Annotated in this window: 19 protein-coding genes and 1 pseudogene; 8 read left to right on the forward strand and 12 right to left on the reverse strand. The window is 52.4% G+C overall.

Annotated elements, in window-relative coordinates; all coding sequences use genetic code 11:
• Positions 1-832: 832 nt before the first annotated feature.
• The 7 genes from FDX01_RS16715 to FDX01_RS16745 form a co-directional block, all read right to left on the reverse strand.
• Positions 833-1,480: a hypothetical protein gene (locus FDX01_RS16715; RefSeq protein WP_137400178.1), complete on the reverse strand. Its 648-nt coding sequence runs from the start codon at positions 1,478-1,480 to the stop codon at positions 833-835.
• 68 nt (positions 1,481-1,548) lie between these two features.
• A complete protein-coding gene (locus FDX01_RS16720; RefSeq protein WP_135911380.1) occupies positions 1,549-1,887 on the reverse strand; it encodes a LysR family transcriptional regulator in 339 nt (112 codons plus the stop codon).
• Positions 1,888-2,584: 697 nt separating this feature from the next.
• Entirely contained in the window at positions 2,585-2,884 is a 300-nt protein-coding gene (locus FDX01_RS16725; RefSeq protein WP_115257453.1) for a DUF1889 family protein, read from the reverse strand.
• A gap of 134 nt (positions 2,885-3,018) precedes the next feature.
• Entirely contained in the window at positions 3,019-4,833 is a 1,815-nt protein-coding gene (locus FDX01_RS16730) for a diol dehydratase reactivase subunit alpha (protein WP_137400179.1), read from the reverse strand.
• Positions 4,834-4,843: 10 nt separating this feature from the next.
• On the reverse strand, positions 4,844-5,272 hold the full coding sequence (locus FDX01_RS16735) for a diol dehydratase small subunit (RefSeq protein ID WP_071697585.1): 429 nt from the start codon (positions 5,270-5,272) through the stop codon (positions 4,844-4,846).
• Positions 5,273-5,274: 2 nt separating this feature from the next.
• On the reverse strand, positions 5,275-5,859 hold the full coding sequence (locus FDX01_RS16740) for a propanediol/glycerol family dehydratase medium subunit (protein WP_096755611.1): 585 nt from the start codon (positions 5,857-5,859) through the stop codon (positions 5,275-5,277).
• 11 nt (positions 5,860-5,870) lie between these two features.
• Positions 5,871-7,538, reverse strand: coding sequence for a propanediol/glycerol family dehydratase large subunit (locus FDX01_RS16745; protein ID WP_096755610.1), 1,668 nt, complete (start codon positions 7,536-7,538; stop codon positions 5,871-5,873).
• A gap of 391 nt (positions 7,539-7,929) precedes the next feature.
• Here FDX01_RS16745 and FDX01_RS16750 point away from each other — a divergent pair, with 391 nt between their 5' ends.
• Genes FDX01_RS16750 through FDX01_RS16765 form a run of 4 tightly spaced genes read left to right on the forward strand, consistent with a single transcriptional unit; the run spans position 7,930 to position 10,445 of the window.
• Positions 7,930-8,358 (forward strand): heme-binding protein, encoded by a 429-nt coding sequence (locus FDX01_RS16750; RefSeq protein WP_117342700.1) that lies wholly within the window; start codon positions 7,930-7,932, stop codon positions 8,356-8,358.
• A 22-nt stretch (positions 8,359-8,380) separates the two neighbouring features.
• Positions 8,381-9,544, forward strand: a complete 1,164-nt coding sequence (gene dhaT, locus FDX01_RS16755) for a 1,3-propanediol dehydrogenase (protein WP_096755608.1) — start codon at positions 8,381-8,383, stop codon at positions 9,542-9,544.
• Between the two features lie 16 nt (positions 9,545-9,560).
• Complete coding sequence (locus FDX01_RS16760) at positions 9,561-9,914, forward strand: glycerol dehydratase reactivase beta/small subunit family protein (RefSeq protein ID WP_137362795.1); 354 nt, start codon at positions 9,561-9,563, stop codon at positions 9,912-9,914.
• Positions 9,915-10,445, forward strand: a complete 531-nt coding sequence (locus FDX01_RS16765) for a cob(I)yrinic acid a,c-diamide adenosyltransferase (RefSeq protein WP_096755606.1) — start codon at positions 9,915-9,917, stop codon at positions 10,443-10,445.
• Here the strand turns inward: FDX01_RS16765 and dhaR are convergent.
• A complete protein-coding gene (gene dhaR, locus FDX01_RS16770; RefSeq protein ID WP_117342703.1) occupies positions 10,423-12,348 on the reverse strand; it encodes a dihydroxyacetone kinase operon transcriptional regulator DhaR in 1,926 nt (641 codons plus the stop codon). The two genes, FDX01_RS16765 and dhaR, sit on opposite strands and share 23 nt — an antisense overlap.
• 91 nt (positions 12,349-12,439) lie before the next feature.
• Positions 12,440-13,537, reverse strand: a complete 1,098-nt coding sequence (locus tag FDX01_RS16775; RefSeq protein ID WP_115257445.1) for a glycerol dehydrogenase — start codon at positions 13,535-13,537, stop codon at positions 12,440-12,442.
• 563 nt (positions 13,538-14,100) lie between these two features.
• On the opposite strand from FDX01_RS16775, the gene FDX01_RS16780 reads away from it, so the two are divergent.
• Positions 14,101-15,759 (forward strand): glycerone kinase, encoded by a 1,659-nt coding sequence (locus FDX01_RS16780; protein WP_137400180.1) that lies wholly within the window; start codon positions 14,101-14,103, stop codon positions 15,757-15,759.
• 252 nt (positions 15,760-16,011) lie between these two features.
• Here FDX01_RS16780 and cfa read toward each other — a convergent pair whose 3' ends face one another.
• Positions 16,012-17,166 (reverse strand): cyclopropane fatty acyl phospholipid synthase, encoded by a 1,155-nt coding sequence (gene cfa / locus FDX01_RS16785; protein WP_096755602.1) that lies wholly within the window; start codon positions 17,164-17,166, stop codon positions 16,012-16,014.
• A gap of 67 nt (positions 17,167-17,233) precedes the next feature.
• Here cfa and FDX01_RS16790 point away from each other — a divergent pair.
• A pseudogene (locus tag FDX01_RS16790) lies at positions 17,234-18,081 on the forward strand (helix-turn-helix transcriptional regulator).
• Here the strand turns inward: FDX01_RS16790 and FDX01_RS16795 are convergent.
• Positions 18,078-18,860 carry a siderophore-interacting protein gene (locus FDX01_RS16795; RefSeq protein WP_115257442.1) on the reverse strand — a complete coding sequence of 261 codons (783 nt, stop codon included), beginning with the start codon at positions 18,858-18,860 and terminating at the stop codon, positions 18,078-18,080. The pseudogene FDX01_RS16790 and the gene FDX01_RS16795 overlap by 4 nt on opposite strands.
• 238 nt (positions 18,861-19,098) lie before the next feature.
• On the opposite strand from FDX01_RS16795, the gene FDX01_RS16800 reads away from it, so the two are divergent.
• On the forward strand, positions 19,099-19,719 hold the full coding sequence (locus tag FDX01_RS16800; RefSeq protein ID WP_137362791.1) for a PadR family transcriptional regulator: 621 nt from the start codon (positions 19,099-19,101) through the stop codon (positions 19,717-19,719).
• Between the two features lie 45 nt (positions 19,720-19,764).
• Here the strand turns inward: FDX01_RS16800 and FDX01_RS16805 are convergent, their stop codons facing one another.
• A complete protein-coding gene (locus FDX01_RS16805) occupies positions 19,765-21,285 on the reverse strand; it encodes a PAS domain-containing methyl-accepting chemotaxis protein (protein ID WP_096755599.1) in 1,521 nt (506 codons plus the stop codon).
• A gap of 430 nt (positions 21,286-21,715) precedes the next feature.
• Here FDX01_RS16805 and ygjG point away from each other — a divergent pair, with 430 nt between their 5' ends.
• Positions 21,716-23,095, forward strand: coding sequence for a putrescine aminotransferase (ygjG, locus tag FDX01_RS16810; protein WP_167456048.1), 1,380 nt, complete (start codon positions 21,716-21,718; stop codon positions 23,093-23,095).
• Positions 23,096-23,173 lie beyond the last annotated feature (78 nt).

Raw genomic sequence — 23,173 nt, forward strand, 5'->3', positions numbered from 1 at the left:
GGTCGCTGGTTCAAGTCCAGCAGGGGCCACCAAACAAAACAAGGAGTTAGATGAGAGATCGTCTGACTCCTTTTTCTTTGGATGCAATTTGGGTCCGCTTCCCCAACATGCAATACGACTATGATTGAACCGCCCCGGTATGTCATCTTGAACACTACATCCTTGGTGATGCCGATGTCAGGAAAAGCCCTCTTACGCCAACATTGAATTGAAGGGAAAAATCAGAAAGGGTGGCTAACCCTCTATTTTCATTACATTATATCAAAACGTATATTTAGATATATCTATTATATTGTTTGTTTTGATTTTCTTATATGTTTATATTCTTTTAAGAAAATTAATTCAAAAGGATAATTCATTGCTTACACAATCTGATTTTTCAAAATTCAAAAACCTGAATATTTCGATTAACAACATTCTTGTTTTTGCCGCAGTCATGAATACAGGAGGGATAGTTTCTGCTTCATACTATATGAACTGTTCACCGTCTGCAGTGAGCCTTTCGTTGAAAAAATTTTGTACTTGTTTTCCCGAAAAACTATTCAGCAGAGAGGGCCGTTGTTTAATACCAACAGAAGAGGCACAATTGCTGTATAACGACATTAGCCCTGCAATAAGGAATCTCTTATATGCAATGACGTCCAGCACTGACATTTCCTCAACTGCCGTAGAGCAGATTTCATAAACGTCGTGGCAAGCACATCGTTATTCACAACGAGAACCCTAAATTGTGCATGCTGAGGTAAACTGACAATCGCTTTAATAATAAAATCACGACTACATTGCTGTCGGCAATCCGTACAGCGGGATATGGCAATATTAACTTTCTCACTTATAATCGTGACACTCTTTCATTAATTTCACGTAAACTTAATTGAAGACGGACTGATATTCTTTTCCGATAGGTAGCAGCAGTTTTATAGCTAATCCCCATTCGCCTCGCTGTTTCGTTCAGTCCTATTTTTTCTGTCTGCAGGACAAACCACTGCAATTCCCTTTGTGGTAATCGAACTCCGCCGACCTGGCCGACTTTCCTGGTGATCAACGGACTCATGATCGTGCCTGATGATGCGTCAGCGGAGAAAAACATGAGTTTAGATAAGATATTAATCGCCTCCGCGCGATGAACAATGCCCATAGGTTGAAGATTTGCGACTGCTGCCAGCAACAGAGGGTCACGTAAACGGGTAAAAACAATAATACTATATTGGTCTGCAGGCCACTCGTCCTTTGCAAACTTTAAGAATGCTAATCCTTCCGCCAGCGTCTCACTTTCGCTCGTTAACTCGGTAATAACGAGTACCCGCCCTGGTTCCCCATGACGGGCTGACACTTGTTTCTGCAATGCGGAAAGCGTCATTACTCTTAGACTAATTGAGCGACCTGCCAGGCTATCAATAAAGGCACATAGCCCAAGGGCACTATAATAGATAGTGTCCATAACCAATACCCGCTCGTAGGAAAAATTTAAATTTTCCATATTATGCTCTATTTTTTGTCGAATACATTTTAAAAGCACTATTTAGCATAACCAATGGTTATGTTTCATTAATTTTTATTTTCACCGATAGCTAATTCACAATCGGCAACAGCACTTTCCCCATGACAGACAGTATCAAGATTATAAAATGCAAGTTTAAGTTGATGACTTAATTCCACAGCATATTCAGTAGGATTGAGATTGCGACCTTCACGTATGAAAAGGGTGTCATTAAAGTAACTTCTGACTCTTTTCAAGTGCAGGCTAATAGATGATGCAGAACAACCAAGTACCAGTGAGGCACCATACAAACTGCCCGTGTCAACAAAAACGATAAACGTTAGTATGGACCTAAAATCCACATCCATAAGATGACGAAGCCTAGAGTCATAATTAATTAAATCCATATTAAACGCCTCAATAACTTTTTACCAAAATATACTTTTCTTTTCAAAGGTGCAATAATCATGCAAAAATAGAAACATTAGGTAAAAACAATTAATAAAAGCAAAAACAAAGATGATTATTTCATACCTTTTTAATAAGGAAGTGAAAAAAATCATATAAATCAAAGCAGATAGAGTTAAATTCCGAAAACATTAAAAAATGAAATAGTTAAATATTACTCAATGATTTAATAAGTTTTATTATTTGAGATACTATCAATAATAAAATAAGAAACCAAACTCTATTAAAGCCCATGTTATTTAAGAGTTTTCCATTCTTAAAACTTACATTAGTCGTCGAAAAATGGTTGGCAAAAAAAAGAAATGTCGATTTATCAGTTAGGTTTCATAAATAAATAAATTCGAGAAAAGTCTTAACCGTCGTTTAGCAAAGTATTAAAAATTAGTTTCAATAGGGTAACCACGCACATTCCGGGCAGCGTAAAAGCACCCCCACCGTCCAGTGTTAATCTGATAATGTTAATGCTGAAGTTAAATTAGAGGATTCAACACGTTCAATTAAGCGGAGCGGTACACAATGTGTCCATCTGCACCAACGCAAAAAAATCGGCACTGTCTGGCTGGTTGAGGGCAACTCTTTTGGACGCCACCACCTTGAAAGTGGAAACGTCCGTTAGCGTGTTATTCGATAGTCAGCTCACACGAGTTCTTTGAGCTGCTCCTGCATATAGGTCGAAAAGTACTCAGGGTTCTTGATAAGGATACGGTTACCGGAGGCGACTTTTTCAGCCCATCCAGCGACTTTTTTTGTGAACTCAGGATTCCATCCCTCTTGCTCACCGCGTGCCATCACATCTGCTGCGCTCACTGGCACACCTAAATCATGCAAATACTTTAAAATTCCCTTGGCCGTACTTTCATCCATGGAATGGGGTACTGGCGCCGATGTGTTCATACCACCAATAAAATCCAATGCTTTCTCAATTGCTGTTGGCATGCTCTTATCCTTAAAATTAACCGCGTATTAAACACCTTTATACTATGTACCCAAGTCAGCCGGGATATCAAAGAGAACGTTGCCTTTATTTGATTTATGCCGCAGCCAAACGCTTGCGGTGGTGGTTTTCTGCACTATTTTTTCGCATCACCAGCCAAAACCAGCCCGGTTGCCACCGCATTTCGTGGCCCTTCGGTTCCCCGAATATTGCCCTGACCGGCAACAACGCCGTAATGCGCCAGCGCGTCGGTGATCATCTGCGGGATTTCAAAATCCAGCGATGAACCGCCCACCAGCACCACAAAAGAGATGTTGCGAATTGAGCCGCCGGGTGAGACCTGCCGCAATGCGCGCAGGCAGTTCGTCACAAAGACCTTCTCCTTGGCCTGACGACGTACCAGCCGAATTTTCTCCAGCGACGTCTGGTTCTCAATGGGGATGGCTTTGCCCGCTTTCAGATACACCACTTTGGCAAACACCGACGGGCTGAGCGGTTCACGAAAGAACTCCACCGAGCCGTTCTCGTGGCGAATACTGAACAGACTCTCCACTTTCGCCAGCGGATATTTTTTTATCTCCTCTGCCAGAAAAGGATCGCTCAAGCCGAGCTCCGTTTTGATAAGCAAGCTGACCATGTTCCCTGCTCCCGCCAGATGTATCGCCTTAACGGTGCCATCGTTATGGATAATCGCGGCATCGGTGGATCCGGCACCTAAGTCGAGGATCGCCAACGGCGCGGCGCATCCTGGCGTCGTCAATGCCCCGGCCACCGCCATATTGGCCTCCACGCCCCCCACTTCAACCGGCGTATTCAGCCGCACACTCAGCTCACGGGCGATCGTCTGCATCTGTAGCCGATCGGATTTCACCATCGCCGCAATGCCAACCGCGTTTTCCATTGAATATTCCCCGGCAACACCGCCCTGGACTTTACGGGGAATAAACGTATCGACCGCCAGCAGATCCTGAATATGTACTGAATTCATATCGTGCCCGCTCAGCGAGGCCATCACCTTACGCACGCGCTCCAGCATGCCACCCGCGTGAGTACCAGCCTCACCGCGAATGTCGCAGACCGGCGCACAGGCGTTCATCGCTTGCATAATTGCCTGAGCGCCTTGGGCCACATCGGCTTCTCCGCCGCGCTTTTCACCACTGATAAAGATCTTGCCCGCCGGGATCACCCGTGATTGCACTTCGCCCTGCGGGGTTTTCAGCACCACAGCGGATCGGTTGCCGATCAGTGCCCTGGCGATCGGGACGATCGTTTTTGTTTCCTCCGGCGTCAGGGCAAAGAAAGTGGCGATGCCATAAGGATTCGACAGTACCCGAACCACCTGTCCTGCTGCCGCCACTTCTACCGCCGCCAGCACCCCTTCCGGGACCTTCTCCAGCAGCGTGACTTCATCAATCACCGGCAGCGTTCGTCGCAGACGATTATTGACCAGTACGCCATCGTCCTTTTTCAGGATCGCCGCCACCACATCGACGCCGCGATCCAGCGCCGCATTGATAAGCCACACCGCCTCGAGAAAATCCATCTCTGCGCCCACCAGCGGGATCCAGCCCTGCGCAAACCGATCGAGGCTCAACGATGCCAGTTTCTCCACGGCGATCGTGGTACCCATCCCTACGCCAACACCGCCTGGCGTTTGCGGGTTATGACCAATCATTGTCGATTCAGTGATGATGGTTTCGGTGATCGTCTCCATCGCCACATCACCAATGACCGGCGCGGCCTCGTTGATGCAGATTTTCGTCACGTCCTGAAGCGACGACGATGTTTTTTCCAGCGCCTGCTGCAGGGAGGCCACTACCCCGGCAATGTTATCCCGCGTGCCTTTCATGCCCGTGGTCGCGACGATCCCGCTGGCAACAAACCGGCCATCCTGCGCCAGCGCCACTTCCGTGGTGGCGTTGCCGATATCAATCCCTGCAATTAACGGCATACCGCCTCCGTCACTGACTGCCTTTACGCAGCTTATTTCTCTGCTGGTACACGTCTGCCGATTCGCGGACAAACCCGGCATTCACCGTGGCATGCCAGGTGTGCTCCAGTTCATCGGCAATGGCCTGTAACTCCGTAAATGAAGAACGAAATGGGCGCAGCGCATTGTAGATTTCCAGAATGCGAGCATCTGGGATGGCAATCAGTTCCGCCGCACGGCGGAAATTACGCGCCACGGCGTGACGCTGCATCTGCTCGGCGATCTGCGCCTGATACTCCAGCGTTTGCTGAGAAATACGCACATCCTGTGGCCCAACACGCCCTGCCAGTACATTCTCAAGAGTAATATCAGTTAACGGCTTTCCGGTGGGCGTGAGGATTTTCTCCGGGCAGCGAGTCGCTAACGGATAATCCTGCGCGGTCATGATGTTTTCGTTCATCGTCATTCCCTTACTAAGGCAATATGCAGCGTGACAGGCGCGGCATCCTGCACCACGTGTTTGGTTTCTTTAATGTGGAACAGCGCAGCCTTGGCCATAAATTTCGGTCGCACCATCTGGTCATTAACGACCGGTACCGGCGAGGGCGACTCTTTGCGTGCGTAACGCGCGGCGTTCTTACCAATCTGGCGATAGGTTTCCAGCGTCAGCAGCGGGGCCTGAGAAAAAAGCTCCAGGTTGCTCAGCGGCAGCAAATCACGCTGATGAATCACCGTGGTTCCTTTCGACTGAATACCAATGCCGATGCCGGAGCCGCTCAGATTTGCTGCATCCCAGGCCATAAAGGAGACATCCGAGGTGCGCAAAACTCTGACCACCCGCGCATGTAATCCCTCTTCTTCAATTCCGGCCACCAGCTCTTTCAGGATCGCCTTGTGCGGCATATCAATCAGGGTCTTATGCTGGTATTTATCAAAGGCCGGCCCAACGCCAATCACCACTTCATCCGCGCGATCGTCCGCTTTTGCCGCTTCGCCTTCGCTAACCTGCAAGGTGAAAACCGGCTTACGTTCAGTTGTACATTCCACCGCATACCGCCTTATTCAATGCTGCCAGGCTGAACCACACCCGCAATATTTTTAATTTCCGCCCAGCGTTCGGCAGAGATGCGATAGCCGGTGCCGGGTCCCTGATAATCATTGATGTCATTAACGGCGCTGACCACCTCAAACTGGCGATCCAGAATGGCGGATGTTTGCAGATAATCGCCGGTCACACGCTGCCTCAACATGTTGAGAATGTTGCTGGCGATATCGTCAAAACCGCTGGCACTCAGCGCGCCAACAACATCCAGCCCGGTGATATTGCGCTTCATCATTTCTTCCACCGCGGCCAAATCCTCTACCACATTACGCGCGGGCATATCTTTGCTGCCGTGAGCATAGGTGGCGGCGTCGACCTCTTCATCGCTAATCAGCGGCAGGCCCAGCTCGCGAAACACCGCCTGAATAGCGCGAGCCGCCTGATTGCGAATAGCGATAGTTTCCTCTTCCGTTACCGGACGCAGACCGCCATCAACCATCAGATCACGTTGCAGAATGTTGTAATCATCAAAGTCCTCGGCATCGAAGTTCGACCCAGCAAACATGTTGTCGTAGTTCGGTACCGCGCTGTAGCCGGAAAAGATAAAGTCGGTACCGGGCAGCATCTGCATCAATGTGCGGGCGGTACGGCGAATATCGGAGTGCGAGAAGGTCTGGTCATTCGCCGACGCCACTTCGAGGTCGAGCATCGAGGCAATCAGGTTTTCCGCCAGCACAGCACGGATCCCCGACGGTACCGCCCCGGTCATACCAATACAGCTGACCGCGCCGTTTTGCAGTCCCTGAACGCCCGCGCCCTTAGTGATAAAAATGCAGCGCGACTCCAGATACAGCATTGATTTGCTTTCTGAGTACCCCATCAGCGCCTCCGAGCCGGTGCCGGAGGTGTAGCGCATCTTCAGCCCGCGGGATGCGTAGGCTGAGGCGAGAAAGGATTTTGACCACGGCGTGTCATCGCCGTCGGTAAACACTGACTCTGTACCGTATACCGACACCGTTTCGGCGTAGCTGGTTAAGCCGCGCATACCCAGTTCCAGTTCGGTGGCTTCTTCAACGGAACATTGGGTAAGCACGCCAGGACGGCCGCACTGCGAACCAACCAGCAGCGCCAGCGCGTTAAACGGCGCATAGCGGGCGATGCCTACGGTCGTTTCTTGCTCGGAAAAACCACGGATCCCCGCCTCGGCGGCATCGGCGGCAATTTGCACCGGGTTATCTTTCAGGTTGGTGACGTGACACTGGTTAGAGGGTGTGCGTCTGGCGCGCATTTTTTGCAGCGCCATCATCATTTCCACCACGTTCATTTTTGCCATCACCTCCACCGCTTTCGCCGGGGTGATGGCGGTGGTAATGGCAATAATCTCTTCCCGACTGACGTGGATATCCACCAGCATTCTGGCGATGTCCAGCGCGTCGAGTTGCATTGCCCGTTCGGTTTCCGCGACGTTAATCGCGTAGTCAGCAATAAAACGGTCAATCATGTCGAACTGTGCACGATCTTTACCGTCCAGTTCCACAATACGGCCATTTTCCACCTTCACTGACGACGCGGGATCGTAGGGGCTTTCCATGGCGATCAGCCCCTCTTCCGGCCATTCGCCAATCAGCCCATCCTGATTGACAGGCCGCTGGGCAAGAACTTCGAATCGTTTTGATCTTCTCATAGCGCGTGACTCAAAAAGTAAATAATAAGGACGCCGGGCCGTATCGCTGGTGGTTTACCGTCCCAGCAATCGCCTTTATCAGCAATAGCCGAACTTTAAATGAGCAGAATAATAAAAAAATAAAATTAATTACGTTCCAATTTGGCACGCAATTAAAACGCATCGTTTCATATTGAAACGCGTATTTGGAATATCCATAGAGAATTGTGACGAGGTTAAATGATCATTATCAATAAACGCCAAAGGAAGATCACTCACTTGCTATTTTAGAATTTTTTACTGTATTGACTTAATAACGTGCTGCGCGAAAATAAATAAAACCCAATGATAAAAAATAGCTGCGCGCGATATTTTTCGTGACCTCAGCCCTACACAATTAACAGGAGATACCGTGAATAAGAGCCAACCCATCGCCACCATCACGCTGGCGGCCGCACAGAAAATGGCGGTCGCCGTTGAGGCTAAAGCGCTTGAAATCAACGTCCCGGTCGTCTTTTCCGTTGTTGACCACGGCGGAAACACGCTGCTGATACAGCGCATGGATGAGGCGTTTGTCACCAGCTGCGATATTTCACTCAATAAGGCCTGGACCGCCTGCTGCCTGCGACAGGGTACTCACGAAATTACCGATGCGGTGCAACCCGGTGCATCGCTTTATGGCCTGCAGCTCACCAACCAACAGCGCATTATTATTTTCGGCGGAGGGCTTCCAGTTATATTAAATGGAAAAATAATTGGCGCCGTCGGCGTGAGTGGTGGCACCGTCGAACAGGACCAGCTATTAGCTGAAACCGCACTATATTGCTTCTCTGAATTATAAAATAAACGTAAGAAGGTATATTATGAGCTATCGTATGTTTGATTATCTGGTGCCAAATGTGAACTTTTTTGGCCCCAATGCTGTTTCCGTAGTGGGTGAACGCTGCAAACTACTGGGTGGGAAAAAAGCCCTGCTGGTGACCGATAAAGGCCTGCGGGCAATTAAAGACGGTGCGGTAGATAAAACGCTCGCGCATTTGCGTGAAGCCGGTATTGAAGTAGCAATCTTTGACGGCGTCGAGCCAAACCCCAAAGACACCAACGTACGCGATGGCCTGGCGGTGTTTCGTCAGGAGCAATGCGATATTATTGTCACCGTCGGCGGCGGTAGCCCACATGACTGCGGTAAAGGTATTGGTATCGCGGCCACTCACGAAGGCGATCTCTACAGCTATGCCGGAATTGAAACCCTGACCCACCCGCTGCCGCCTATCATTGCGGTCAACACCACCGCCGGTACCGCCAGTGAAGTGACCCGTCACTGCGTACTGACCAACACCAAAACAAAAGTGAAATTTGTCATTGTCAGCTGGCGCAACCTGCCGTCAGTATCGATTAACGATCCGCTGCTGATGCTTGGCAAACCTGCGCCTCTGACCGCGGCCACCGGGATGGATGCCCTGACCCACGCCGTGGAAGCCTACATTTCCAAAGATGCAAATCCGGTCACCGATGCCGCCGCTATTCAGGCAATCCGCCTGATCGCCCGTAACTTACGCCAGGCCGTAGCGCTGGGCAGCAACCTGAAAGCTCGCGAGAACATGGCCTACGCTTCACTGCTGGCGGGGATGGCCTTTAACAACGCCAACCTCGGCTACGTACACGCCATGGCGCACCAGCTTGGCGGCCTGTATGACATGCCGCACGGCGTGGCGAATGCCGTACTGCTACCGCACGTGGCACGTTATAACCTGATCGCTAATCCAGAAAAATTTGCCGATATCGCCGAGTTTATGGGCGAGAACACCGACGGCCTGTCTACCATGGACGCCGCCGAGTTGGCGATTCACGCTATTGCCCGCCTGTCTGCTGATATCGGCATTCCACAGCATCTGCGCGAACTGGGCGTAAAAGAGGCCGATTTCCCGTATATGGCAGAGATGGCCCTGAAGGACGGCAACGCGTTCTCGAACCCACGTAAAGGTAACGAGAAAGAAATTGCCGCGCTCTTCCATCAGGCTTTCTGACAACAAAGGGGACGCGATGCCACTTTCATCACCGAGCGTAAACCTGTTTTATCACCCATGCTGGCAGGATTCCCGCGTGCTTGATGAACTATGCTGGGGGCTGGAAGAGCAAGGCGTCCCTTGCCGGGCCATCAGCTGCGACGACAGCGGCAACGCGCTGGCGCTCAGCAGACGGGCAGCAAAAAGCTCGGCGCTGCGCGTAGGTCTCGGCCTCAGCGTGAGCGGCGAGATTGCCTTAATGCATGCCCAGTTGCCCGAGGATCGGGCGCTGATCTGCGGGCATATCGCCGCCGGGATCGAGCAGATCCGCACGCTCGGCGCCAACGCAGGCCAACTGGTCAACGTGCTTCCCTTCAGTGAGATAACATAAATGTATCGCATCTATACCCGAACCGGCGATAAAGGCACCACCGCGCTGTTTGGCGGCAGCCGCATCGACAAAGACGACATCCGCGTTAACGCCTATGGCACGGTAGATGAACTGATTTCCCAGTTGGGCGTATGCTATGCCACAACCCACCAGACCGAGCTACGCGAGGATCTGCATACCGTCCAGAAGACGCTGTTTGTGCTGGGTGCGGAACTCGCCAGCGACGATAAAGGGATCATTCGCCTGAAGCAGACGATTAGCGATGAAGATATTCAGAGACTGGAGCGGCTGATCGACCGCAATATGGCGCACAGCGGCCCGCTGAAAGAGTTTGTCATTCCGGGGAAAAACCTCGCTTCTGCACAACTACACGTAGCGCGCACGCTGGCACGTCGACTGGAGCGTATTCTCACGGCGATGGACAGAACGCTCGCCGTGCGCGACGAACTAAAGCGGTACATCAATCGCTTGTCCGACGCGCTCTTTTCGATGGCCAGAATCGAAGAAACTACTCCAGATGTTTGCGCTTAAACTGGCTGGCGTCGATGTCGTATTGCTTCATCTTGCGCCACAGCGTGGTGCGCCCAATGTTCAGCAGCTGCGACATCTCCTGCACGCGCCCGCTGGTGACGCGGGCGGCGTGGATAATCGCCTCTTTTTCGATGGCGGTAAACGTCAGGCTGGCAGGCAGCAGCGAAGATGTCGTATCCATACCCGGTCGTTCGGCAAACAGATAATCTGGCAGGTTGCTCAGGCGAATATGGCCATTCTCGCTGCTGATGGCGATGTTCTCGATAATGCTGTTCAGCTCGAAATCATTACCCGGCCACGAATAGGCCACCAGTTGCGCCAGCGCGTCATCATCCACCTTCAGGCTGGATGAAAAGCGTTTTTTCAGGCTGTTCAGGCGAGTATAAATCAGCGCCGGAATGCTGTTGCGCCGCGCGCGCAGCGGCGGAATAACGATTTCAAACGAGTGCAGCGCGTAATACAGCTGACGACTAAAGCGGTTTTGTTCCACCAGATTGGCAAGATCGACCGTGGTGGTGGCGATCACTTTCACATCCACCGGGATCAGGCGTCGAGCGTCGAGACGGGTCAGCACCCCCTGCTTGATCACCTGCAATAATGCAGACTGTAACTCCGGTGCCAAATATTCGATTTTTTCCAGAAACAGCGTACCGCCGTTCGCCAGTTCAAGGCGGCTCAGTCGGCCGTTTTCATCATCGGTTGGCGCACTGCCCATAAAATCCTGTCCCAGCACGCTGTTGGCATACAGCTGACAGTTAACGGCGATATACGGGCCGCTGGCCCGTTCACTTTCATTGTGGATCGCCTGACTGAGCAGCTCTTTACCGACGCCCTCTTCGCCGCACAGCAGGATCGGAAAACTTCCCCTCGCCGCCTGGCGACCAAAATGGATCAGCCGTCGGGTTTCCGGATCGTCCGCCGACATCTGCTCAAAAGTATGGCTTACTTTGCCCAACTGACTGGTCATCAGCTGGCGCATTTGCTCGACCGGATGCAGCAGCAGAATAAAGCTGTTGCCCTGCTCTTCCACAATCGGCTTTAAGGTGATCACCGCATCAACAAACTGGTGCTGGCTCTCAAAGGTGACTTCGACGTGATTGAGGCCACGAGCATGTTTGATTGCCCGGCGCAACAGCATCGGCATATTCACCAGGTCATGAAGATTTTTCCCCTGACTGGCCTGCACGTCCAGATGCAACAGCATGGCGGCACGCGCATTGAGGAACTGCAGCACGCCCTGTTCATTCCATGCCATCACGCCATCATCCATGCTCTCCAGCAGCCCGTACATCTGATTCAGATGGCGATTAGATTCAGCCAACAGGCTGTCGGTCAGCAACGAATTGCCTACCTCTCTGGCAATCGCCAGCGTCAGGGAGAGATCGGAAACGGACTCATGTTCCACCAGGCAGCACAGCGAGATGGAGCCAAACAGTCGCCCGTGGTTATCAAATACCGGCGTTGAGCAGAACGACCACGGATGTAGCGCTTTTTTAAAGTGCTGATCGCCTGAAGTTTTTGTTGGCTGCCCCGGCATAGTCGCCAGCGACAGCGCACAGCTACCAATAATACTCTCCGCACAGTAGCTGCCGTCGAGAAAACCCAGCTCCGCCAGCTGTTCCACCGTCTGTGGATCGCCGCAGCGGCTGAGAATACAGGCGGACTCATCGAGGATAAACAGCGCACAGGGACGACCATCCATAAACTCCCAGGCGTCTTCCAGTGCGGCCTGAGCAATCGTCACCAGCGCAGTCTTGCGGCGGCAAATCGAGGCAAACGTCAGCCCTTGCGCCTGATGCGGCGCCTGCCAGGTTTCCCGCTGCATAAACTTACTGCAACGGTGCCATGACTGGGCAATAACCGAAGAGACGTCCTTTCCAATGTTCTGAGTGTGCGCCGTCATATTCCTTTCCGCTGTTTTACCCTGGACACCCCCTCCGACAGAGACGGTCAGAGGAGAGAAAATGCCGGCGCAGAGCGTTACTGATGTCTGATTAACGCGCCAGCCACTGCTGTCCCAACAGGTCTGCCGTCAGAATAGCGGCATGCACGCTTTCAGGCGTCACCGGGAACGGCATGTTGTGAATGGTTTCACCTTCTGCGCAGGTGGCTTTGGCAACAGCATGAATTTTGTCGTCAATGCCGTCTTTCACGCCCATTTGCGCCAGGGTGACCGGCAGGCCGACTTTTTGACAGAACGCCAGCACGGTTTCGATCTCTTCCATCGGGCTGTTCTGCAACACCAGCTGCGCCAGCGTACCAAACGCGACTTTTTCGCCATGGTACAAATGGTGGCACTCTTCCAGAATCGTAAAGCCGTTATGAATCGCATGCGCCCCCGCGAGGCCGCTGCTTTCAAAACCAATACCGCTAAGATAGGTGTTCGCTTCCACAATGCGCTCCAGCGCATCGGTTACGACGCCTGCCTGCGCCGCGCAGCGGGCTTTTTCGCCTTCTGCCAACAACGTATCATAACACAGGCGCGCCAGGCTCAATGCTGCCACGGTGGACTGTCCACCCGCCATGCTGGTCGCGCGGGCGTCATAACAGGCCTTCGCTTCAAACCAGGTAGAGAGCGCATCGCCCATCCCGGCAACCAACAAACGCACCGGCGCTTTAGCGATAATCGCGGTATCCATCACCACCATATCCGGGTTTTTCGGGTAGATCAGATACTCTTCAAACTCACCGGCTTCGGTATAAATGACCGACAGCGCGCTGGTTGGCGCATCGGTCGAGGCGATGGTCGGGATCACCACCACCGGCAGCTTCTGGTAATAGCCAATCGCTTTGGCGGTATCCAGCGTTTTGCCGCCGCCGATCCCGACCACGCCACGGCAACCGTGTTGCTTCAGAATGGCAATCAAACGATTAATTTCCACATGGCTGCATTCGCCGTTAAAGCGTTCCGCATGGCAGCTAATATCGTGATTATGCAGGCCATTGAGCACTTTCTCTCCCGCCAGATTCATCACGAAATCATCCGCAATCACAAAAAAGCTGTCCGCCAGATTTTTAGCATATTGACCAAATAAGATAGATGCATCAGGGCCCTGGAGATATTTGGCTGGAGATTGAATAACGTTTAGCATTCCTTTCATCCTCAAATAAGTACATGTTTTGACATGATGAGCCCTGGCATTGACCTGTTTAGCCTGATGCTAACGGCGAAAACAAAGCGCTACCGGAGCGATGCAATCAGTGTATGGCGAGGCGAGTACAAAAAAATCATTCGTCTTTTTGTTCTGATATGAAACGGATAAAAGGAAAATACGTTCCATATTGAAACAATTAACCCTAAAAAAGATAAGGTTTGCGATCCCGATCCGTTCCTTTAGCCCATATTTCTGTCACGCAAAGAGGCCCGGTTTCGCCTTTTCGTTATCTACCGCCGGAATAACCGGCAAAAAAAGCGCTCTGTCCCGAACACCCTGCCCTGACGGCCGGTGAAAAAAGCCGCGTGGGTTCGCATTTAGCCATTTCCACTCGTCATTACGTTCCATTTAGGAACAAAAAACAGTTTTTACGTTCCGAAATGAAACTCATTTTACTTGAGTTTTTTTCCGCGCTGACTCGGCCAGAATCTCTCCATCGCCTCCGCTACCATGACCATGCATTCGGGGGTTTGTTTAATACTCAACCTGCCGGAGCCGTTATGTCTCAATTCTTTTTTAACCAGCGTACCCATCTCGTTAACGATGTCATTGACGGTACGATTATCGCCAGTCCGTGGAATAACCTGGCACGCCTGGAGAGCGATCCGGCCATCCGCATCGTAGTGCGTCGCGATCTCAACAAAGAGAACGTCGCAGTGATCTCCGGCGGTGGCTCAGGTCACGAACCCGCCCACGTTGGATTTATCGGTAAAGGCATGTTAACTGCCGCGGTTTGCGGTGACGTGTTTGCTTCGCCGAGCGTCGATGCGGTACTGACCGCCATTCAGGCGGTGACCGGTGAGGCAGGCTGCCTGCTGATCGTGAAGAACTACACCGGCGATCGCCTAAATTTTGGCCTGGCCGCCGAGAAAGCGCGTCGGCTCGGTTATAACGTCGAAATGCTGATCGTCGGCGACGACATTTCGCTACCGGATAACAAGCATCCACGCGGGATCGCTGGCACCATCCTGGTGCACAAAGTTGCCGGCTATTTCGCCGAACGTGGCTACAACCTCGCTACCGTGCTGCGTGAAGCGCAGTATGCGGCGAACAACACCTTCAGCCTGGGCGTCGCACTCTCCAGCTGTCATTTGCCACAGGAGACCGACGAGGCTCCGCGTCACCATCTGGGCCATGCAGAGCTGGGCATGGGCATTCACGGCGAGCCGGGTGCGTCGGTGATTGACACGCAAAACAGCGCGCAGGTGGTTAATCTGATGGTAGAGACGCTGATGGCCGCCCTGCCGGAAACCGGCCGTCTGGCAGTGATGATCAATAACCTCGGCGGCGTTTCCGTTGCCGAAATGGCCATCATTACCCGCGAACTGGCCAACAGCCCGCTGCACGAACGTATCGACTGGCTGATTGGCCCAGCCTCGCTGGTCACCGCGCTGGATATGAAAGGCTTCTCGCTGACCGCCATGGTGCTGGAAGAAAGCATCGAAAAAGCGCTGTTGACCGAAGTGGAAACCAGTAACTGGTCAACGCCCGTGCCGCCACGTGACATCACGACCGTGCCGTCATCTCAGCGCAGTGCACGTGTGGAATTTCAGCCTTCGGCTAACGAACAGGTTGCCGGGATTATTGAGCAAGTCACCGCAACGCTCGCCAATCTTGAAGCACACCTCAATGCGCTGGATGCGAAAGTCGGCGACGGCGATACCGGGTCAACCTTTGCCGCAGGTGCGCGTGAAATTGCCGACCTGCTACATCACCAGCAGCTTCCGCTGGCTAACCTTGCCACGTTGTTTGCACTGATTGGCGAGCGCCTGACCGTGGTCATGGGTGGCTCCAGCGGCGTATTGATGTCAATTTTCTTCACCGCTGCCGGACAAAAGCTGGAGCAGGGTGCCGGGGTCGCCGATGCGCTAAATACGGGGCTCGCCCAGATGAAGTTCTACGGTGGTGCAGATGAAGGCGATCGTACGATGATTGATGCGCTGCAGCCCGCGCTAACATCGCTACTGGCACAACCACATAACCTGCAAGCCGCCTATGACGCTGCGCTGGCAGGCGCAGAACGGACCTGCCTGTCGAGCAAAGCCAACGCCGGGCGCGCGTCGTATCTCAGCAGTGAGAGCCTGCTTGGTAATATGGACCCCGGCGCACACGCGGTGGCAATGGTGTTTAAAGCGCTGGCAGAGAGTGAGTTGGGCTAAGTTCTTCGTTCTACGGGTTATCAATGCCTGATGGCGCTACGCTTATCAGGCCTGCGGTTTGCTCGCTTTTGTAGGCCGGATAAGGCGCTTGCGCTGATATCCGGCGAAGAAATGCCTGATGGCGCTTCGCTTATCAGGCCTACGGTTTGGTCACTTTTGTAGGCCGGATAAGGCGTTTGCGCCGCCATCCGGCGAAGAAAGGCTGTTGCGCTTCGCTTATCCGGCCTACGAAGTACGCACTCCGGCAAAACATTAACGATAAACGCGAAGTCCGCCCTCTACGCCCCGGCTAAACAGCACCTGCCAAAGCTCGATATCTCTGGCACGGAATGCCCCAGCACACGCGCATAAATAGTAATTAAACATCCTTTTGAAGGTCGCGGAATAACGCGACGACAGCGTCGGCCATGCCTGGTTAAACCGTTCATGCCAGGCCATCAGCGTTTTATCGTAGTCGCTGCCGAAGTTATGCCAGTCCTCCATCACAAACCGCGATTCGCTGGCCTCGGCAATGTGGGAAATCGCCGGTAAACAGCCGTTTGGGAAGATATATTTATTGATCCACGGATCCACACTCATCCCTTTTTTATTGCTGCCAATGGTATGCAGCAGGAACAGTCCATCGGGTTTTAAGCAGCGGTCGGCAATACTGAAATAGGTGTCGTAGTTTTTCGGGCCCACGTGTTCAAACATCCCCACGGAGACAATACGATCATAGTGTTTATCGAGGTCGCGATAATCCTGCAGCAGAATAGTGACATCCAGCCCGTCACAGCGCTGCTGCGCCATTTTCTGCTGTTCTTTCGAGATGGTAACCCCGTCTACCGCTACGCCATAATGGCGTGCGGCATATTCAGCCAGCCCGCCCCAGCCGCAACCGATATCCAGCAAACGCATGCCCGGTTGCAATTGCAGCTTCTCACAAATCATTTTTAATTTGGCATTCTGCGCGTCGTCTAATGTTGTCGCGTCTTTCCAGTAGCCGCAGGAATATTGCATGTGGGGATCAAGCATCAGGGCGAAAAGATCGTTACCTATATCGTAGTGTTCTTTGCCGACAATCCAGGCACGGCTGCGTGATTGCAGATTAAACAAACGCGCGCTGGCAATGCGTAAAATATCTTTCAGATTGCCCGGCATTTTTTGGTCGAGTTTTGCTTTAAGGATTTTGCAGAACAGAATATCGAGCCGCTCGCAATCCCACCAGCCTTCCATATAGCTTTCACCCAGCCCTAACGAGCCTTGTTGCAGCACCCGTTTAAAGAAACCGGCATGGTGAAGTTGAATGTCCCAGGCGCGCGAACCATTAATCTGGATATCAGCCTGCTGGAGCAGGTCTTTCCCCATTCGGGTCCAGTTATCATTTGTTTCATTGACGATGACAGCATCAGAACACAGCGAATTCATGGTATTTACCAAAGGTGGACGAATAATTCTTACGCAAGATTATTATGGAAAACAGGGTGTATGTATTATGATTTGCGGACAAGATCTATCGAACAGAAGCCACATCACCGGAAGTATCAGGTATTTTTTATGGACACCCTCAGGCAAAAACAGTGGAGTTCTTTCCCGGATGATTCAATGGCGGAACTGCCGCAGGACGTGTACTTTCGTTCTTATGTCCTTGAAGCGAATAACCATGTTCCACCGCATTCACACGCATTTACCCAGTTTCATTTCGCCCGTAAGGGCAGCATGCGCATTGATGTCGCCGGTAAATGCTGGATAATTCCCGCACATTACGGTATCTGGATCCCGAATAATATTGAGCATGCGGTATGGGCGCTGGATGACGTGTATTTAGAGAATCTGGATATTAAGCCAGGCTTTCTTGAGAAGCGCATCGACGAGTGTAAAGTGGTGGCGATCAGTGATTTCGCCAGAGAGTTTATTCATTACGCCACCAACGTTATTTCAGGCCATTATGATAGCCAGTCAAAAGAAGGAAAACTGGTGAGCGTGCTGGTCGATATTATTTTGCAATTACCGGAAGTCGCCTTTGTATTACCCTGGCCGCAGGATGCAGAATTAACAAAAGTGTGCCGGACAATACAGGAATCTCCTGCACGGGAACACTCGGTGGAGTACTGGGCTAATCATCTTGGCATGTCCGCCCGAACTTTCTCGCGTCATTTCAAAAAAGAAACCGGGTTACCGTTCAGCGTCTGGAAGCAAAAGATGCGTATTCTGGAATCGGTGTTAATGCTGAAGAAAAATAAAAGCGTTACCGCCGTGGCGCTCGACGTGGGGTATTCGAGCACCGCGGCGTTTAGCTACGCGTTCCGCCAGGCATTTGGCGTTCCGCCGTCAAATTATTAATCAGCCGCTTTCCGCTGATGCCAGTAGGCTGCCGCACGCACCCGCTGCGGGTCAAACGCCTCGGTTTCAAAGCGGGCGCTCAAATTTTTTACCACTTTCCCTTCGCCGGTTACCCAGATGAAATAATCGTCTGCAGGCACCGTCAGCCGAGCCAGCGCGTCATCCACCGCCTGTTCGTCATGCCCGACAAACCACTGGATAGCAAACCCATCCAGATGGGCAAGGTAGTCCTGATACGCCGCATCCTGCACGCTCACCAGCGCCGTGACGTTCGGGCGTCGCGCTAAACGACTGAGCGCTTCCAGGCGACGGCGCAATGCAGGCATTCCCGATTCATCGCACACATAAACCTGATACGCATACTCTTCCGGTACCACCAGCGAGCCGCGCGGTCCGCCAATCGTCAGTGTATCCCCTGCACGGGCATGCATCGCCCACGTACTCGCCACGCCACCGTCATGAATATAAAAATCCAGCGCCAGTTCATGACGCGCATCATCGTATAGCGGCGTGTAATCCCGGGACGCAGGGCGCACACCGTCAGCCCAGACGATGCCCTCATCGGTAACCACCGGCGGCACAAAATGGCTGCCTGGCTCAGGAAAGAAAACTTTGGCGTGGTCATCAAAGCCGCGTGAGCTGAAGCCGTCCAACGCCTCCCCGCCCAGCACGATGCGCTGAAAACCTGCGCTGATACGCTCAACGCGCAGGATGGTAAGTTCACGGAAGCGCAGTTCATTACGAACGCGCTGGGGGTAGCGTGAGGTGTTTTTTGTCATTTTTCGCCTTCGTGAGGATAATACGATATATCTAAATTAATATTCAAATGATAATGATTGCTAATAACAAAGATTGCAAGCATTTTTTTGATACACGCCACGGCGTAAATCCCCTTCTCACCATTTATAATAATTGACATAAAAATCAATCAATTAAAACACCAGCCTATCACGCACTTGCAAAATCATAACTTTTAGATATAAATTAGATATATCGAAATAACATCTGGAGACTACTATGCAAAACCACCATGACGGTTGCTGCAAACATACAGATCACCCACACGAAGGTTGCTGCAAAGGCGAAGAACATCGCCACGAAGGCTGCAACAGTGAAGGACATCACCACGAGCACGGCTGCGGGCATCGCCATGGTCGCGGTGGCGGCGGGCGTCGTCAGCGTTTCTTCGGTCACGGCGAATTACGCCTGGTGATTCTGGATATTTTGACCCGCGATGCCAGCCACGGCTATGAGCTGATCAAAGCCATCGAAACGCTGACTCAGGGCCACTACACGCCGAGTCCAGGGGTGATTTATCCGACGCTGGATTTCTTGCAGGATCAAGAGCTGATTGTCATCAGCGAAGAGGAAGGTGGGCGTAAACAGATCACGATCACGGCGCAAGGCCTGCAGTGGCTGGAGGAAAATCGCGAGCATCTGGCGCTTATTCATGAACGCGTTAAAGCACGCTGCGTTGGCTTTGAATTACGTAAAAATCCGCAGATGAAACGCGCGCTGGAAAACTTTAAAGCCGTGCTGGATCTGCGGGTCAATCACGGTGACACCAGCGATGCACAGATCAAAAAAATCATCGGTATTATCGATCGCGCAGCGCTGGATATCGCTCAGCTGGATTAATCGGGTCATCGGGCGGAACCCGTTGTTCCGCCCGAATAGCGGTGCTTAATGCAGCACCGTCACCGCATCTTCCAGGCGCCCGGCGCGATGTTTCACCCGCACTGAAATTTGCGCGCTCTCTTCAACCAGTTCGGCATTTTTCTGCGTAATGTTGCTCAACTCATTCACCGCGCGAGTCAGGCTGGTCAGCCCGTCTGCCTGTTCCAGCGTCGAATGGCTGATTTGTGCGATCAGTTGGGTGACGTTCTGTACCTGCGCCACAATGTCGTCCATCGTGCGGCCAGCGGCGTGAACCTGGCTGGATCCGGACTGCACCTTGTCGGCACTGGCATCAATCAGCTTGCGGATGTCATTCGCCGCACTGGCGCTCCGGCTGGCAAGATGGCGTACTTCCCCTGCCACGACGGCAAACCCTTTCCCCTGCTCGCCCGCTCGCGCCGCTTCAACCGCCGCATTCAATGCCAGGATATTGGTCTGGAAAGCAATATCGTTAATCAGCGTGGTGATGGTGCCGATACGCTGGGTGCTGCTGGCGATATCGTCCATCGTTTTGATCACCGTCTCCATCGCCTCGCCTCCCTGCGTTGCCGCACTGCTGGCGGCAATCGAGAGTTTGTCAGCCGCAGATGCTGTCGCCGAGTTTTGCTTCACCGACGCCGCCATCTGGTTCATCGTCGTCACCGTTTCCTGCACGTTTTCAACCGTTTGCTGGGTGTGCTTGTTTAAATCATCGCTACCTTTTGCCAGCGTATCGCTGTCGTTACGCACGCAGGAAACCTGGCTTGAAACGTCGTGAATAAGCCAGCGGCACATTAATCCCAGTTGCCCCACAGCCCGCAGCATCAGGCCCAACTCATCGCTGCGGTTCAGGTGCGTCACGCTGTTGCGCTCGCCGGTCGCCACTTTCAGCGCCTGGCGGGCGACATTTTCTATCGGGCGTACAATTTGCCATTCGAAAATCGCCGTACCCGCCAGCATCACCAGCGCACTCACCAGCAGCAGCGGCCACGCCGCGCCCATTTGCTGCAACGCTGCCGCCAGCACGGCAAACATCAGTGTCATCACGCTGCGCACCCGCCAGCGAACCGGCAGCGCCGGCAGCTTTCCCAGCCAACTTTTACGCACCACGAGTCCCTTATGGATGCGTTTGTTGCAACGTCCTTCATTTAGCGCCTGATACAACGGCTCGACCGCCGCAATCTCCTCCTGCGTCGCCCGGGTTCGAATCGACATATACCCGGTCATTCGCCCTTCACGTACCATCGGCACCGCATTAGCTCGCACCCAGTAGTGATCGCCGTTTTTACAGCGATTTTTTACAATGCCGCTCCATGGCTCCCCCTGTTGCAGCGTGTACCACATATCAGCAAATGCCGCCTTGGGCATGTCCGGGTGACGAACCTGATTATGCGGCTTGCCGAGCAGCTCGCTCAGCTGATAGCCGCTAACCTGGACAAACGTGTCATTCGCATGAGTGATGTAGCTTTGTAAATCGGTAGTCGACATGAGGGTAATATCATCATCCAGCGGAGTATGCTGCTGACTAACGTAGGGATCAGAAGACATGGTTGCGTCCTATGCAGGTTATCTGGTTGTTAACTTTTTCGGCATATGTTATTTCGGCGATAATTTTTTTATCTTTAGTTGTTAAATTTGATTTAGATCGCAATTTGCGATTAAACCTCAGAATTTGTATGTTTTCTAATTCATTGATTTAAAATACTTTCATCCTGTAACTATTCAATCAGGCTTCACTCTGCGCACCGTCACAGTGCAACTTCTGCCTGTTTTTGGCGCAGAAGATCGCGTATCTCACCTGTTTTCAGAGAGTCAACTTGGGCAAAATACCGCCAAATGTTAACTTTTGGTATTAAATGTTTCACAAATGAAATATATCCTGGTGTTTATCCCGATTTTCGTTAAGCGCGCCGGGATGGCGTAATCCCTGCAATACTTAATTCAGTATCATGTGATACGCGAACTCCGGGAGCATATTTTGAACAGGTTACCTTCCAGCGCATCGGCCCTGGCCTGCAGCGCACACGCACTGAACCTCATCGAAAAGCGAACGCTTGATCATGAGGAAATGAAAGCACTTAACCGAGAGGTCATTGAATACTTCAAAGAGCATGTCAATCCGGGGTTCTTAGAGTATCGAAAATCTGTAACTGCCGGCGGGGATTACGGAGCCGTAGAGTGGCAAGCGGGAAGCCTGAATACGCTTGTCGACACCCAGGGACAGGAATTTGTTGACTGCCTGGGCGGTTTTGGAATTTTCAACGTGGGGCACCGTAATCCAGTAGTGGTCTCCGCCGTACAGAATCAACTCGCTAAACAACCTCTGCACAGCCAGGAATTACTTGACCCCTTGCGGGCTATGTTGGCGAAAACGCTCGCCGCACTGGCGCCCGGCAAGCTGAAATACAGCTTCTTTTGCAACAGCGGAACCGAGTCGGTTGAAGCGGCGCTGAAGCTGGCGAAAGCCTATCAATCGCCACGCGGCAAATTTACGTTTATTGCCACCAGCGGCGCGTTCCACGGTAAATCGCTGGGCGCACTGTCCGCGACGGCCAAATCCACGTTCCGTAAACCGTTTATGCCATTGCTGCCGGGCTTCCGTCATGTTCCGTTTGGTGACATTGACGCGATGCGTACCGTGCTCAGCGAGTGTAAAAAGACCGGTGACGATGTAGCTGCCGTGATCCTCGAGCCGATTCAGGGTGAAGGTGGCGTGATCCTGCCACCGCAGGGATACCTGACCGCCGTGCGCAAACTGTGCGACGAGTTTGGCGCGCTGATGATCCTTGATGAAGTGCAAACCGGCATGGGTCGTACTGGCAAGATGTTCGCCTGCGAGCACGAAAACGTGCAGCCCGACATTATGTGTCTGGCGAAAGCGCTAGGCGGCGGCGTAATGCCTATCGGTGCGACCATCGCTACCGAAGAGGTGTTCTCCGTGCTGTTCGATAACCCATTCCTGCACACCACCACCTTTGGCGGCAACCCGCTTTCCTGTGCGGCGGCACTCGCAACCATCAATGTCCTGCTGGAGCAGAATTTACCGGCTCAGGCAGAACAAAAAGGCGATATGTTGCTGGATGGCTTCCGACATCTGGCGCGGGAATACCCGGATCTGGTGCAGGACGTACGCGGTAAAGGCATGCTGATGGCGATCGAATTTGTTGATAATGAGATCGGCTACAACTTTGCCAGTGAGATGTTCCGCCAGCGGGTGTTGGTCGCCGGAACGCTGAACAACGCGAAGACGATCCGCATCGAACCGCCGCTCACGTTAACCATCGAACAATGTGAGTTGGTATTACGCTCAACGCGTAAAGCGCTGGCCGCATTACGCGTCAGCGTGGAGCAAGTGTGACAGACGCCGGATGGCGCTGCACTTTTCCGGCCTACGGGATCACATGTAGGCCGGATAGGGCGTAACCGCCATCCGGCA

It is taken from the genome of Citrobacter sp. wls613 (assembly GCF_005281195.1).
Lineage (GTDB): Bacteria > Pseudomonadota > Gammaproteobacteria > Enterobacterales > Enterobacteriaceae > Citrobacter > Citrobacter gillenii.

Coding starts and splice junctions, on each gene's coding strand:
- FDX01_RS16715 (WP_137400178.1), bottom strand. CDS start 1,480: ATGGAAAATTTAAATTTTTCCTACGAGCGGGTATTGGTTATGGACACT.
- FDX01_RS16720 (WP_135911380.1), bottom strand. CDS start 1,887: ATGGATTTAATTAATTATGACTCTAGGCTTCGTCATCTTATGGATGTG.
- FDX01_RS16725 (WP_115257453.1), bottom strand. CDS start 2,884: ATGCCAACAGCAATTGAGAAAGCATTGGATTTTATTGGTGGTATGAAC.
- FDX01_RS16730 (WP_137400179.1), bottom strand. CDS start 4,833: ATGCCGTTAATTGCAGGGATTGATATCGGCAACGCCACCACGGAAGTG.
- FDX01_RS16735 (WP_071697585.1), bottom strand. CDS start 5,272: ATGAACGAAAACATCATGACCGCGCAGGATTATCCGTTAGCGACTCGC.
- FDX01_RS16745 (WP_096755610.1), bottom strand. CDS start 7,538: ATGAGAAGATCAAAACGATTCGAAGTTCTTGCCCAGCGGCCTGTCAAT.
- dhaT (WP_096755608.1), top strand. CDS start 8,381: ATGAGCTATCGTATGTTTGATTATCTGGTGCCAAATGTGAACTTTTTT.
- FDX01_RS16760 (WP_137362795.1), top strand. CDS start 9,561: ATGCCACTTTCATCACCGAGCGTAAACCTGTTTTATCACCCATGCTGG.
- FDX01_RS16765 (WP_096755606.1), top strand. CDS start 9,915: ATGTATCGCATCTATACCCGAACCGGCGATAAAGGCACCACCGCGCTG.
- dhaR (WP_117342703.1), bottom strand. CDS start 12,348: ATGACGGCGCACACTCAGAACATTGGAAAGGACGTCTCTTCGGTTATT.
- FDX01_RS16775 (WP_115257445.1), bottom strand. CDS start 13,537: ATGCTAAACGTTATTCAATCTCCAGCCAAATATCTCCAGGGCCCTGAT.
- FDX01_RS16780 (WP_137400180.1), top strand. CDS start 14,101: ATGTCTCAATTCTTTTTTAACCAGCGTACCCATCTCGTTAACGATGTC.
- cfa (WP_096755602.1), bottom strand. CDS start 17,166: ATGAATTCGCTGTGTTCTGATGCTGTCATCGTCAATGAAACAAATGAT.
- FDX01_RS16795 (WP_115257442.1), bottom strand. CDS start 18,860: ATGACAAAAAACACCTCACGCTACCCCCAGCGCGTTCGTAATGAACTG.
- FDX01_RS16800 (WP_137362791.1), top strand. CDS start 19,099: ATGCAAAACCACCATGACGGTTGCTGCAAACATACAGATCACCCACAC.
- FDX01_RS16805 (WP_096755599.1), bottom strand. CDS start 21,285: ATGTCTTCTGATCCCTACGTTAGTCAGCAGCATACTCCGCTGGATGAT.